Origin of the sequence: Pseudomonas sp. NIBRBAC000502773, from assembly GCF_006517195.1 — a bacterium.
In the GTDB taxonomy this organism is placed as follows: Bacteria; Pseudomonadota; Gammaproteobacteria; order Pseudomonadales; family Pseudomonadaceae; genus Aquipseudomonas; species Aquipseudomonas marginalis.
On the sequence record NZ_CP041189.1, the window covers coordinates 1228525 to 1242703 of the forward strand.

Sequence of the window (14179 nt, forward strand, 5' to 3'; positions counted from 1 at the left end):
TACATCAATTTATGCGTCACGAAACAACCAGGGCTGGCTCGCCCGGTGCCTGGCTTCGAACGCGGCAATCGCATCGCCGTCCTGCAAGGTCAGGCCGATATCGTCCAGGCCGTTGATCAGGCAGTGTTTGCGGAAGGCGTCCACCTCAAAGTGGTACACCTTGCCGTCCGGACGGGTCACGGTTTGCGCAGCCAGGTCGATGGTCAGCTGGTAGCCCTCATCGGCTTCCACTTGCTTGAACAGTTCGTCGACTTCTTCGTCGGTCAGGATGATCGGCAACAGGCCGTTCTTGAAGCTGTTGTTGAAGAAGATGTCGGCATAGCTCGGCGCGATGATGCTGCGAAAGCCATATTCTTCCAGGGCCCACGGCGCGTGCTCGCGACTGGAGCCGCAACCGAAGTTTTCCCGGGCCAGCAGCACGCTGGCGCCCTGGTAGCGCTCGGCGTTGAGCACGAAGTCCTTGTTCAGCGGGCGCTTGGAGTTGTCCTGGTAGGCGTAGCCCACGTCCAGGTAGCGCCATTCGTCGAACAGGTTGGGGCCGAAACCGGCGCGCTTGATGGACTTCAAGAACTGCTTGGGGATGATCTGGTCGGTGTCGACGTTGGCACGATCCAACGGCGCGACCAAACCGGTGTGTTGGGTAAAAGCTCTCATCGGGTTTTCCTCAGATCAATTCGCGAACGTCGATGAAACGACCGTTGACGGCAGCAGCGGCGGCCATGGCCGGGCTGACCAGGTGGGTACGGCCACCGGCGCCCTGACGCCCTTCGAAGTTACGGTTGGAGGTGGACGCGCAATGCTCGCCCGACTCCAGGCGGTCCGGGTTCATCGCCAGGCACATCGAGCAGCCCGGCTCACGCCACTCAAAACCGGCTTCGAGGAAGATCTTATCCAGGCCTTCGGCCTCAGCCTGGGCTTTAACCAAGCCCGAGCCTGGCACCACGATGGCCTGCTTGATGGTCGAGGCGACTTTGCGGCCCTTGGCGATCACCGCCGCCGCGCGCAGATCTTCGATCCGCGAGTTGGTGCAGGAACCGATGAACACGCGATCCAACTGGATGTCGGTGATCGCCTGGTTGGCCTTCAAGCCCATGTACTTCAGGGCGCGCTCGATGGAGCCGCGCTTGACCAGGTCGGCCTCCTGCGCCGGGTCCGGCACGTTCTGGTCGACGGCCAGGACCATTTCCGGCGAGGTGCCCCAGCTGACTTGCGGCTTGATCTGGGCAGCGTCGAGTTCAACCACGGTGTCGAACACCGCATCGGCGTCGGACACCAGGTCTTTCCAGGCTTCAACTGCGGCGTCCCAATCGGCGCCTTGCGGTGCAAATGGGCGCCCCTTCACGTATTCAACGGTTTTCTCGTCCGCCGCCACCATGCCCACGCGGGCACCTGCTTCGATGGACATGTTGCAGATGGTCATGCGGCCTTCGATGGACAGGTCGCGAATGGCGCTGCCGGCGAACTCGATGGCATGGCCGTTACCGCCGGCGGTGCCGATCTTGCCGATCACGGCGAGCACGATGTCCTTGGCGGTCACGCCGAAGGGCAAGGTGCCTTCGACACGCACCAGCATGTTCTTCATTTTCTTCGCGACCAGGCACTGGGTGGCGAACACATGCTCCACCTCCGAGGTGCCGATGCCGTGGGCCAGGGCGCCAAACGCACCATGGGTGGAGGTGTGGGAGTCGCCGCAGACCACGGTCATGCCCGGCAAGGTGGCGCCCTGCTCCGGGCCGATCACGTGGACGATCCCTTGACGCACGTCATTCATCTTGAATTCGGTGATGCCATATTCGTCGCAGTAGTCGTCGAGGGTCTGCACCTGCAAGCGCGACACGGTGTCGACAATGGCGTCGATCCCACCCTTGCGCTCCGGGGTGGTCGGTACGTTGTGGTCCGGAGTGGCGATGATCGAGTCGACGCGCCAAGGCTTGCGCCCGGCCAGCCGCAGGCCTTCGAACGCTTGGGGCGAGGTCACTTCATGGATGATGTGACGGTCGATATAGATCAGCGACGAGCCATCGTCGCGCCGTTTCACTTCATGGGAATCCCAAAGCTTGTCGTAAAGCGTTTTGCCGGCCATCAGTCGGTCCTCATCAGCGGTGTTTCTATGCGCCGGGCTTTTCAATAACCCTTTGGCTTGTGAGGCTGATGGTATGGCGCTACATTAAATAACTCAAATTCATATTTTTTATGCTTTGGATTACCAACTGGAATACACCCATGGACCTGGCCAACCTCAATGCCTTTATTGCCATCGCCGAGACCGGCAGCTTCTCCGGTGCAGGTGAGCGCCTGCACCTGACCCAGCCGGCCATCAGCAAGCGCATCGCCGGCCTGGAACAGCAATTGAAGGTGCGACTGTTCGATCGCCTGGGCCGTGAAGTCGGCTTGACCGAAGCCGGCCGGGCCTTGCTGCCGCGCGCTTATCAGATTCTCAACGTGCTGGACGACACCCGCCGCGCCCTCACCAACCTCACCGGAGAAGTCAGCGGCCGCCTCACTTTGGCCACCAGCCACCACATCGGCCTGCATCGTTTGCCACCGATCCTGCGCACCTTCACCCGGGAATACCCGAACGTGGCCCTGGATATTCAGTTTCTCGATTCGGAAGTGGCCTACGAAGAAATCCTCCACGGCCGCGCCGAAGTGGCGGTGATCACCCTGGCGCCCGCCCCCCATCACCTGGTACGCGCCACGCCGGTGTGGGATGACCCGCTGGATTTCGTGGTGGCGCCGGAGCACAGCCTTACCGGCAACCGCGAGGTCAGTCTGGCCGATATTGCCGGCCACCCGGCGGTTTTCCCTGGCGGTAATACCTTTACCCACCATATTGTCAGCCGTCTGTTCGAGGCCCAGGGCCTTACGCCGAACATCGCGATGAGTACCAACTACCTGGAGACCATCAAGATGATGGTCTCCATCGGCCTGGCCTGGAGCGTGTTGCCGCGCACCATGCTCGATGAGCAGGTGGCGAGTATCGCTTTGCCGGGCATACAACTCAGTCGCCAGCTAGGCTATATCGTGCACACCGAAAGGACACTGTCGAACGCTGCGCGGGCGTTCATGAGCCTGTTGGATGCACAGGTGGATCTGCCAGTGATACCGGTATGACGCCGTGCGGCCCCAGGTTGTGAATAAAACCGCGCTGTTTGCCCATCGAGCCAAGGCCCTTTGATAATGCGCAACCCTGTCGACCCTCTACCTCCCCTGCCCCGCATCTACGCCCTGGACCCCCAGCAGGCGGAACAAAGCTGGGACAGCGCCCCGCAACTGCTGGCAGCCCTCAATGCGGCCCGGCTGGGCGCGTGGTGCTGGGAAATCGACACGGGGCGTATCAGCTGGTCACGGGGCACCCAGGCGCTGTTCGGCTTCGACCCGCGCCAACCATTGCCCAAGGACCTGGACTACCTCGACCTGCTGGCGCCGTCGGATCGCTCCCGGGTGGTGCGCGCCTTTCATGCGGTGCTGGCCGGCGAGCCGTTCGAGCAGGCCATGCACCATCACATCCAATGGCCGGACGGCACGTATCACTGGTTGGAGATCAACGGCAGCCTGGCACCGGATAAGGCCGGTCGGCGCCGCATGATCGGCGTAATCCGCGAGACCACCCGCCAGCGCGAGCGGGAGCACGCCCTCAGCCATTCCGAAAAACGCTTCGCCACGCTGTTTCACCTGTGTCCGAACATGGTGTTATTGACCCGTCAGCGCGACGGCCTGATCAGCGAAGCCAACCAGTATTTCGAGATGCTTTTCGGCTGGCCGGTGGCCGATGCCATCGGCCGCACCACCCTGGACCTGGGCCTGTGGCGCCACCCCGAACAACGTGCGCAACTGGTCCAGGCCACCCAGCGCAAAGGCGAACCCATCACCATGGAAGTGCAGTTCTGCGCCAGCAACGGCCAGATCCACGATGGCACCCTCAGCGCGCAAAAGGTCGAACTGGAGGGCGAGGCCTACTTGATCAGCACCTTTCTCGACACCACCGAGCGCAAAAACGCCGAAAATGCCCTCAAGGACAGCCAGGAGCGCCTGGACCTGGCCCTGGACTCGGCACAACTGGGCACCTGGGACTGGCATATCCCCACCGGCATGCTCTACGGCTCGGCCCGCGCCGCTCAACTGCACGGCCTGCCGCCCGAGCCCTTCCATGAATCCTTCGAGGCGTTTTTCGAGGGCATGCCCAGGCAAGAGCGCGAGAACATGCGCAACGCTTATCGCACCCTGCGCGAAGGCCCGGCCGGCAATTATCAACTGACTTATCGCGTGCCACTGGACGACGGCAGCTCGCGCTACCTGGAAAGCCGCGCCCGCCTCTACCGCGACGAGCAAGGGGCGCCGCTGCGCATGGCCGGCACCCTGCTGGACATCACCGACCAGGTGGAACGCGAACAACGCCTGACCGCCTCCGAAGAAAAGTTCGCCAGCCTGTTCCAGGCCAGCCCCGATCCCATCTGCGTGACCTGCCTGGACAGTGGCGCGTTCATCGAGATCAACCCCGCCTTCACCCAGACGTTTGGTTGGACGGCGGCCGAGGTGATCGACAAGAGCGCCGAGCAGATCGGCCTGTGGGACGAGTCAAGCAAGCGCCTGCAGCGTATCGAACAGGTGATTCGCGACCAGGCGTTGAGCAATGTGGCCATCGTGGTGCACCACAGGAACGGCCAGATCCTGACCTGCATGATTTCCAGCCGGCTGATCAAAGTGGGCGACCAGCCGTGCATCGTCACCACCTTGCGCGACATTACCCAGCAACAACGCTCGGAGGCCGCGCTGAAGGCCAGCGAGGAAAAATTCGCCAAGGCCTTCCATTCCAGCCCCGACGCCATCTCCATCACCGAGCGCGACACCGGCCGTTATGTGGAGGTCAACGACGGCTTCTGCCGCCTCACCGGCTACCGCGCCGAAGAAGCCATTGGCTTGACGCTGTACCAGATCGGCATCTGGGCCGATGAAAACCAGCGTTCCGCCTTGTTGGCCGAATTGCAGATCAAGGGGCGCATCCCTCACCTGGAAATGCTCTGGCACAACAAACGCGGCGACGTGTTGGCGGTAGAGGTCTCGGTCGAGCCGATCACCCTCAATGAAACCCCGTGCCTGCTGCTGACCGCGCGGGACGTGAGCCTGCTGAAAAACGCCCAGGCGCAGATCCGTCACCTGGCCTATCACGACCCGCTGACCAACCTGCCCAACCGTGCGCTGCTGATGGATCGCCTGAGCCAACAGATCGCCTTGCTCAAGCGCCATAACCTGCGCGGTGCCCTGCTGTTTCTCGACCTCGACCATTTCAAGCACATCAACGATTCCCTCGGCCACCCGGTGGGCGACACCGTGCTGAAAATCGTCACCGCGCGCCTGGAGGCCAGCGTGCGTATGGAGGACACCGTGGCGCGCCTGGGCGGCGATGAGTTCGTGGTACTGCTCAGCGGCCTGGATGGCACGCGCACGCAAGTCAGCACCCAGGTGCAGGAATTGGCCGATACCCTGCGCGAATTGCTTTCGGAGCCGATGTTCCTCGATGGCCATCGCCTGCAGGTCACGCCAAGCATCGGCGTGGCGTTGATTCCCGACCATGGCACGACCCCGGCGGACCTGCTCAAGCGCGCCGACATCGCCCTGTACCGGGCCAAGGATTCGGGGCGCAACACCACGCAGATGTTCCACAACAGCATGCAAAAGGCCGCCAGCGAGCGCCTGCGCATGGAAACCGACCTGCGCCTGGCCCTGTCACGCGGCGAGTTCAGCGTGCATTACCAGCCCCAGGTGGACGCGCGCGGCAACAAGATCGTCGGCGCCGAGGCCCTGGTGCGTTGGCAGCATCCGCAGTTGGGCGCGCAGTCGCCGTCCGAATTCATCAAGGTCCTGGAGGACAGCGGCCTGATCCTCGAAGTGGGTACCTGGATCCTCGATGAAGCCTGCGCCGCCTTTGCAGAGCTGATTGCCGAAGGCTTGGTGGACCCGCTGAATTTCAGCCTGTGCGTGAACATCAGCCCCCGGCAGTTTCGCCAGAACGACTTTGTCGAACGGGTGGAGCGAAGCCTCAAGCGGCATCAACTGCCCTGCAACCTGCTGAAACTGGAAATCACCGAAGGCATCGTGATTCAGAACCTGGACGACACCGTGGCGAAGATGCGCCGCCTGAAGAAGCTCGGTGTCAGTTTTGCCATGGATGACTTCGGTACCGGCTACTCATCGCTGACCTATCTCAAGCGCCTGCCGGTGGATGCGCTGAAGATCGACCAGTCCTTCGTACGCGACGCGACCCATGACCCCAACGACGCCGAAATCATCCGCGCCATCGTGGCCATGGCCCGCAGCCTGAACCTGACGGTGATTGCCGAAGGCGTGGAAACCCCGGAGCAATTGGCGTTCCTGCAAAAGCTGGGCTGCCATTTGTTCCAGGGGTATTTGCACAGTCGGCCACTGCCGATCGAGGGGTTCAGGCGATTGCTGGGCTAAGCCTCACACCAGCTTGAGCGCGCTCAACGCCCTGCGTTTCCAGGGCGACGTGTGCAGCGCGTGCTTTTGCCCATACAGGTCCAGTGCGCCACCGACCACCGCCACGGAATGCCAACCGTCTTCCATCGTCCCGATCACGCCCTGGGCCAACTCGTCTACCGTGCTGTTACGCATGTAGCCAAACAGGCCCAGGCGTAGGAGTGCCTCGTCTGGAGCTTCACCGTCATTAAGGGTTTCCAGAGCGACCGTATAGCTTTGCCGGGCACGGAAATCGTTATTTTCCATTTGCGCGCGTTTGGCGCTGACGGCGTAGAGGAAGTTGGCGTAATCGAGCAACACCCGATTGCTGCCGAGAAAATTCGAGGCTGCGGTTGCCTGCCTCAGCTCCTCATTCGTCAACCGCAGCCGGACGCCATCACGCATCGTCACCTCACAGCCATCGGGTGTCCTGTGGATGGCCGTATAGATGCCGTCGGGGAATCGCGTGATGGCGGCCTTGATTGCCGACACCGTGACGCAATTGCCCTCTGCACCTTGATAAAAACCGCTCCAGATATCCGCATGCCTGATGCTTTCTGACACGAGGGAAACCTCCACACCTGGGTGCGATGGAACCTGGCGATCATCAAACAGCACATACCCGTAACCACCCTCGGCCGGTCCCTGCCGGCCATAGTTGGACACGACGCCGTTCACCACCACCGCAGCGCCAAAGGCATGGGTTTGCCGTACCCAGGCAGCCTCCCTGCCAACCATATCGCTGGCCTCTACGGACCGCGACAAACCATACACGCCCATGCCCTCCAGGCATCGCTTGCTTGTCTCACCCTCAAGGGTCTTCGCCAGGGCGGCATCGAACGTCCCATAGCCACCTGACAGCTGCTTGCGTTTCACAAAGGCCGCGAACATGAAGCTGGCGTGTTTCACCGCCTCGGGGTCCCGCCCTGTGAACCTGCAAGCCTGTGCCGCTCGTTCAAGTTCCGCCTGTGAAACATGCACGTTGTATTGGTCTTTCATGGTGACGGCATACCCGTCACCTGCGGGAACGACCTCATTGAATACATCAGTGGGGTGTCGACCGAATGTCATCATCATCATTTTGATAACGGCCGCATGGGTACTGCAGTCATAGTTTTCGCCAAATCGACGTTCGGCGGCATTGAATGCATTCACGGGATCATCAAGTTTCACCCCGGCCCTGGTGTTGGAAATACTTGAAACGTACTCATACGGCCGATTGGCCATGACCGGGCCACGACCCTCAATCAAAGTGTTCATGGGACTGCTCACTCAAGACTGGACTGGAAATGTGCAGCCAGAGGCCCTGGCTGCACGCCTTGCACACACGCATCACACCAGCGCGATGGCGACCCCACGTGTCGGCGCCGAGCCTTGGCGCCCATAAATCTCTTCGCGGCCATTGATCACGGCCACCGAATGACGGGCACGATTGCACATGCCCAACTGGCCTTTGGCGAGGTCACGTACGTTGACCCTCTTCATGTGCTTGCGCAGCCCCAAACGCAGGAAGCCCTCACCCGGCCCATCATCATCCTCCCCATCGTTCAATGTTCGCACTGCTGCGCGATAACTGCGGCTCGCCCAGCCGTCGTTGTTTTCCATCTGCGCACGCTTGGCGCTGACAGCGAACAGAAATTGCGCGTCCTTGAGCATGCCTTTATCGGAGCCGATAAAGAGCGAACCTGCGGCGCCAACCTTCAACTCTTGATCCGTCAAGTTAAGTACAAAGTCGTCGCGCATCGTCACCCGATAACCATTGTTCGTCTTGACCACCTCTTTATAGATATCCGTTGGACTTTGGCCGAACTTGTACATGGCCGCCTTAATGGCCGATACCGTGACACAGTTACCATCCGGCCCCTGGCGAAACCCACTCCAGATATTGTCCGGCTTGGCGCCATTTCGCTTATCGGATAAGTTTGCTATAGGGAAATTTTGTCGCGGTTGCGGTTGCGGTTGCGGTTGCGGTTCTGGCGGAGCCGGTGGGTCGACCGTTGGAGTAACTTGGGGCAGCGGTGTGTTCTCGGGAACGACCTTATCCGTTTTATTCGAGAGAAGGTTAAACAACTGCGTGAAAAATGAAGTAAACAACGCAACAAGGCTGGCTGCTGGATTTGAGTCCGCCCCTACTGCCGTGTTACTTCGTGGTACGCCGAGAGGAGTAGAGACAGCGGCTTTGACAGGCTCGACAGGTTTAAACCGGTATGAAGGCATGAGTTCGTTGGCAGGCGCCGACAAATCGCTGTTCAACACCTGCCGAACATCCACTACGCGTGCAATGTTATCAATCGAGCAATACGACATGGTTTTCTCTCCACTTTCTTAGTGTTTCTCCGGACGTTAAGCTCCCCGGAGAAACACCGTTTTTATTTATCGAAGAAGTTGAAGTGCGATGCCTGGCGTCAGGTTTTCAGCCGACGACGATTGATAAAACTCCACCCTTTGAGGTCGTTATCTTTTTCAGCAGGGCCCGGACTGGTCACGTCAGACTCAGGCTTTGGCTGATCTGGAGTGACCGTCGGCTTGGTATCAGTCGGGGGCACGATCTTCGTGCCGGGTTGCGGTACTACCCCGGGAAGGGGCATCGGTTCAGGCTTGTGCAGCACACCAGGATGGCTGCCCGGAACCTTGACTTCGGGTTGCGGAGTCACCTCGGCCTTGGGTATCGACGCAGGCTTGGGCTGCACGCCAGGCTTGGTGTCCGGCACCCGGGCTTCGGGTTGTGGAGTCACCTCGGCCTTGGGTATCAACGCGGGCTTGGGCTGCACGCCGGGCTTGGTGTCCGGCACCCGGGCTTCGGGTTGTGGAGTCACCTCGGCCTTGGGCATCGGGACAGGATTGGGCGCCGCGTCGGGCACGGTCTTGAGCCTGCCTCTGTCGTGCTCGACGGGAGTGTCAGGACAGTGACAACGACCAATATTGAGCTCCACCTTTACCTGCGCATTCGAGTCGTTACTCACGTTGACGCTGGGCACGGGTACCGCCGGCGAAACATGTGACGTGGGCTTGCGTGACGTCCCTGGAAGCAACCCGTCGTCAATTTTCACTTTCAGTTCGCTCGTCGTATCCGACGGGGTCTTCGCCAACGGGTCTGCATTTACCTTCACTTTCTGTGGGTCTGTCGAAGCCGACGTGGTCCTTGGCAACGTGCCTGCATCTGCCTTCATCTTCTGTGGGTCAGCCGAATCCGACGAGGCCTTCGGTAACGTGGCTGCATCTGCCTTCATTTTCAGCGGGTCAGACGAATCCGGTGTGGCCTTGAGTGCCTTATCGGAGGGGATAGCGGGTTGAGGGGTTACATTTTTTCCTAAAATAACCTCACGCATGGACTTGAAGACTTGCTCAAGCATGTCGAACAACTTTGAAAGCGCCCCCGCGCTGATCATCATTTCACCCCGAGTCGTTCGGGCATTGTCAGGAAAAAGTGCAGATGAAGTCCATGCTGAATCCGTCTTGGAGGTACTCAATGGCACGCTGGACTTTGGGAGTGTTGACGACGGCACTTCATCGCGTGCCGTATCAAGTTTTATAGAAGGTGAATTATTGATCGAGAGAGACATAAGCAAGTTCCTTCGTCAGCGCCATCTCGGCCATTAAATGCCTGGGACAGCAATGAAATTTAGGTGGACTGAAAGACAACAGCGTTGCCTCAAAGTCACTACTTTCGTGGAGTCTGAGGCTATCGAGTTCCAGAAATCGCACCTCACATAAGGAAACCAACACGCACTTTCAGACTTTGCCTCATGGCAACTCCAGGAAAAGCCTGATTCAGCGCACGTCGACGTCACACTCGCGTGACACACCTGTTAATAAAGCGTCAGACATGCAATTAGGAGACATACTTAACGACACCATTAACTATTGTTCTGTGATAGTTAGCGGGCACAAAAAATCATCAGTCATAATTAAGCTGTCGCACGAATAACTACGGAAGTTTTCAGAACAACTCAGTCACAACTCAAAAATCCCGCAACGCAAAAGGCTCCTTATCTTTCGATAAAGAGCCTTGTTTGAACCATCGGCAGGTGATCAACAGTATCGTTATAGATCAGGCAGCGGCAGGCGTATCCATACCCAACAAACGACTGACTTGCCCCAGTTCGGTTTCGCGGCGCAAGGCGGTAAACAGCGCTACAGCTTCGGGGTAGTTGCGCGTCAACATCGCCAGCCACTGCTTCAACCGGCCGGGGGCCTGGCGCTCGGTCAGTTGTGCTACCGACTGGGTCCAGAAGTCTTGAAGCATGGGTTGCATTTGCGCCCAGGTCATTTCCACCACTTCGTCCCCTGCACGCGCGGCGGCGATTTGCCGGGCCAGGTCCGGGCGCGCCACCAGGCCGCGACCGAGCATGATGTCTTCGACACCACTGATCTCCCGACAGCGCCGCCAGTCTTCGACGCTCCAGATATCGCCATTGGCGAACACCGGCACCTTGACCACCTCCTGTACCCGTGGAATCCACTCCCAGTGGGCGGGCGGTTTGTAGCCATCGGTCTTGGTACGCGCATGCACCACAATATGCGCCGCACCGCCTTCGGCCAGGGCCGTGGCGCACACCAGCGCGCCATCCGGGCTGTCGAAACCCAGACGCATCTTGGCGGTGACCGGGATATGGGCAGGCACCGCACGACGCACGTGTTCGACGATCTGGTTGAGCAGCTCTGGCTCCTTGAGCAGCACTGCACCGCCGCGGGACTTATTGACGGTCTTGGCCGGGCAGCCGAAGTTCAGGTCGATCACCTCGGAACCCAGCTCGCAGGCCAGGGCGGCGTTTTCCGCCAGGCAAACCGGGTCGGAGCCGAGCAATTGCACGCGCAACGGCACACCGGCTGCGGTGTGGGCACCGTGCAGCAGTTCCGGGGCGAGCTTGTGGAAATACGCCGGGGTGAGCAGGCGGTCGTTGACGCGGATGAACTCGGTCACACACCAGTCGATACCGCCCACGCGGGTCAACACGTCCCGCAGGATGTTGTCGACCAACCCCTCCATGGGCGCCAAAGCAATTTGCATGGAAAACACTCAACAAAAATCGTGGCGCAGTTTACTGGGTTTCCCGCGGCAACCGTTAACCCCCTGTCAGGGCGGGACCATAACCGTCGAGAAATTCGGCCGGCATGCGTTTGGGCTTGCCGCTGGACAATTCGATGCAGACAAAGGTGGTGTGCGCCCGCAGCAAGGTCGCACCGTCACGCGGGCGTACCAGCTGGAAACGACGGGTCATCTTCAGGCGCTGATCCCAATCGACGATCCAGGTGGCCAACTGCAACTCGTCGCCTTCGTAGCCTGCCGCCAGATAATCGATTTCATGGCGCACCACGGCCATGGCACGGTCCAGGCGGCGGTACTCGGTGAGGTCCAGCCCCAGGCGCTGGGAATGGCGCCAGGCGCAGCGCTCCAGCCAGGACACGTACACCGCGTTATTGGCGTGCCCCAGGCCGTCAATGTCTTCAGGTGCGACCTGCAGATCGATGATAAACGGCGTTGCCAAATCCCAGCCCATGCCTTGCTCCAGTCGATTGATGTCGGCGGGAGCAGTGTATCAGGCGGTTTGCCGGTCCTGTAGACGACAGCCGGCCAATAGCGCCAGCACGCCCTCGATCACCCGGGGATCGGCCAGCACTTTCTGGTGCCCGCCCTGCTCCAGGCGCAGCAGACGGCTGTCGAACCAGGCTTCGTGGATGGCTTGAGACGCTTTGACCGGAACAAACGTATCGTCTTCGGCGTGCACGATCAGGCCGGGGATGTTCATCTGGTAGTGCGCCACATCCAGGTGCTTGAGCGGCATGCCGAACGTCAACTCCACCTCCTGGATAAAGGCCGAGCGTGCCCGCGCCGGCAGACCAACCATCGTGGTAAATCCGCGCAGCACATCCAGAAAGCGTGACGGGGCGGCGATGCTCACCAACGCCTCGGTACGCAGCCCCAACTGCACTGCCAGCATCGCACTGGCGCCGCCCATGGAATGGCCGATCACGGCGTGCAGCGGTGGCAGTTCGGCAGCCGCCTCCAGCATAGCGCGGGCGAACAGCAGCACGTGAGCCTCCCGTCCCGGTGAACGCCCATGGGCCGGACCGTCCAGGGCAATCACGGAGTAACCGTTGCCTACCAACGCGGTGATCAAGCTGGCGAACTGGGTCGGACGACCTTCCCAGCCGTGCATCAACAACACCGCAGGGCCTTGGCCCCAGCGCAGGGCCGACAAGCCGAAACGCAAGGTGATGCGCTCCGATTGCGCCAGCAGCGGGAGCTCCCAGTCACGTGGCGGCAGGTCGCGCGGCGTCATGAAGGCACGCCGCATCTTGTTGGCCACCGTTTGCGGCGCCAGGTGCCCCAGCGTGCCGTTGAAGCGACGAATCCAGGTTAACGCGCCCATCCTTGCACCCTCTTCTAGCGCACAGCCGACTTGGCCGCGCGTAACACTCGGTCCGACAACTCGCCCGGCCCCAGGGCTCGTGCCAAGGCCAGCCCGCCGATCATCAACGCCATATCAGCCAAGGCTTTGTCAGTGTCTTCGGGACTCGCGGCAAGCTGGGCCGCCATCAGTTCCACATGCTCGCTCAGCGCCTCGCGGAAGGCGTTCGGCAGCCGCGCCATCTCGCCCACGGTGGCCGGGATCGGGCATGCCTGGACTGTAGAATCGCGGTGCTTGCGTGACAGATAAAACGCCGCCACCAGGCCCCTGCGCTCTTCTCCCGTCAGCTGTGCGTCCATATCGTCGATAGATGCACGCCGCCGCGCCAACAACTGGGTGAACGCCTCCAGCATCAAGGCGTCCTTGCTTTCAAAGTGCGCGTAGAAACCACCGACGGTCAGCCCCGCCGCGCCCATGACTTCGCCCACGCTAGGCTCGGCCGGACCACGCTGGGTCAATGCAGTGCTGGCGGCTTGCAGAATACGTTCGCGGGTTTGCGCTTTTTTATCGCTCATCGTTGCCTCCGACTTTCATGGGTTTAATATTATTACCATAATAATATTTAGCAAGCGACAAGCATGACCACTGGTCAGCAAAGCAAAGGGAATGGGGGAGAGAATTGGCCAAACGCCAGACAAACAAAAGGGCCATTCAATAATTGAATGACCCTTAAAAATCCCGCAGAGCGGGTAATCGTGGCGTCCCCTAGGGGACTCGAACCCCTGTTACCGCCGTGAAAGGGCGGTGTCCTAGGCCACTAGACGAAGGGGACACAAACCTTCTGTACAGCTGACCAGCGCTGAGAGCTGATCGATTCAAGGACGGTGTGGCCAGACCTTGAACCTGTAAATTGGTGGAGCTAAACGGGATCGAACCGTTGACCTCTTGCATGCCATGCAAGCGCTCTCCCAGCTGAGCTATAGCCCCGGATTTTTCGCCTCGCGGCGCAGCAGGCCTTTCGAACTGCTTGTTGAAACTGGCGTCCCCTAGGGGACTCGAACCCCTGTTACCGCCGTGAAAGGGCGGTGTCCTAGGCCACTAGACGAAGGGGACAAAACCTTCTGTACATCTGACCAGCGCTGAGAGCTGATCGATTCAAGGACGGTGTGGCCAGACCTTGAACCTGTAGATTGGTGGAGCTAAACGGGATCGAACCGTTGACCTCTTGCATGCCATGCAAGCGCTCTCCCAGCTGAGCTATAGCCCCTCATCGGTGAGGACGGGGCGAATCTTAATGGCGGTTTGGAAAGGTGTCAAATTTATTTTCAACATTTTCCAAAATTTTTTGC

Annotated in this window: 11 protein-coding genes and 4 tRNA genes; 2 read left to right on the forward strand and 13 right to left on the reverse strand. The window is 60.2% G+C overall.

Annotation, left to right across the window (positions count from 1 at the left end; all coding sequences use genetic code 11):
- Positions 1–9: 9 nt before the first annotated feature.
- Positions 10–654, reverse strand: coding sequence for a 3-isopropylmalate dehydratase small subunit (gene leuD, locus NIBR502773_RS05545; protein ID WP_141155588.1), 645 nt, complete (start codon positions 652–654; stop codon positions 10–12).
- Between the two features lie 10 nt (positions 655–664).
- On the reverse strand, positions 665–2083 hold the full coding sequence (leuC, locus tag NIBR502773_RS05550) for a 3-isopropylmalate dehydratase large subunit (RefSeq protein WP_027604068.1): 1419 nt from the start codon (positions 2081–2083) through the stop codon (positions 665–667).
- 140 nt (positions 2084–2223) lie between these two features.
- Between leuC and NIBR502773_RS05555 the strand changes: the two genes are divergently transcribed.
- Positions 2224–3114, forward strand: coding sequence for a LysR family transcriptional regulator (locus tag NIBR502773_RS05555; RefSeq protein WP_141155589.1), 891 nt, complete (start codon positions 2224–2226; stop codon positions 3112–3114).
- 66 nt (positions 3115–3180) lie between these two features.
- Positions 3181–6459 (forward strand): EAL domain-containing protein, encoded by a 3279-nt coding sequence (locus NIBR502773_RS05560; RefSeq protein WP_141155590.1) that lies wholly within the window; start codon positions 3181–3183, stop codon positions 6457–6459.
- A 3-nt stretch (positions 6460–6462) separates the two neighbouring features.
- Here NIBR502773_RS05560 and NIBR502773_RS05565 read toward each other — a convergent pair whose 3' ends face one another.
- The 11 genes from NIBR502773_RS05565 to NIBR502773_RS05615 form a co-directional block, all read right to left on the reverse strand.
- The gene (locus NIBR502773_RS05565) at positions 6463–7737 is read right to left on the reverse strand and encodes a hypothetical protein (protein ID WP_141155591.1); all 1275 of its coding nucleotides are present in this window, start codon (positions 7735–7737) and stop codon (positions 6463–6465) included.
- 72 nt (positions 7738–7809) lie between these two features.
- Positions 7810–8784: a hypothetical protein gene (locus NIBR502773_RS05570; protein ID WP_141155592.1), complete on the reverse strand. Its 975-nt coding sequence runs from the start codon at positions 8782–8784 to the stop codon at positions 7810–7812.
- Positions 8785–8882: 98 nt separating this feature from the next.
- Positions 8883–10040, reverse strand: a complete 1158-nt coding sequence (locus NIBR502773_RS05575; RefSeq protein ID WP_141155593.1) for a hypothetical protein — start codon at positions 10038–10040, stop codon at positions 8883–8885.
- Positions 10041–10528: 488 nt separating this feature from the next.
- Entirely contained in the window at positions 10529–11488 is a 960-nt protein-coding gene (locus NIBR502773_RS05580; protein WP_141155594.1) for a tRNA-dihydrouridine synthase, read from the reverse strand.
- Positions 11489–11543: 55 nt separating this feature from the next.
- The gene (locus tag NIBR502773_RS05585; RefSeq protein WP_115486907.1) at positions 11544–11978 is read right to left on the reverse strand and encodes a thioesterase family protein; all 435 of its coding nucleotides are present in this window, start codon (positions 11976–11978) and stop codon (positions 11544–11546) included.
- A 39-nt stretch (positions 11979–12017) separates the two neighbouring features.
- Positions 12018–12851, reverse strand: a complete 834-nt coding sequence (locus NIBR502773_RS05590) for an alpha/beta hydrolase (protein ID WP_141155595.1) — start codon at positions 12849–12851, stop codon at positions 12018–12020.
- Between the two features lie 14 nt (positions 12852–12865).
- Positions 12866–13405 (reverse strand): TetR/AcrR family transcriptional regulator, encoded by a 540-nt coding sequence (locus NIBR502773_RS05595; RefSeq protein WP_115486905.1) that lies wholly within the window; start codon positions 13403–13405, stop codon positions 12866–12868.
- Positions 13406–13586: 181 nt separating this feature from the next.
- A tRNA-Glu gene (locus tag NIBR502773_RS05600) sits at positions 13587–13662 on the reverse strand.
- 79 nt (positions 13663–13741) lie between these two features.
- Positions 13742–13817: transfer RNA gene (locus NIBR502773_RS05605), tRNA-Ala, on the reverse strand.
- Positions 13818–13867: 50 nt separating this feature from the next.
- A tRNA-Glu gene (locus NIBR502773_RS05610) sits at positions 13868–13943 on the reverse strand.
- 78 nt (positions 13944–14021) lie between these two features.
- Positions 14022–14097: transfer RNA gene (locus NIBR502773_RS05615), tRNA-Ala, on the reverse strand.
- Between the last annotated feature and the right edge of the window lie 82 nt (positions 14098–14179).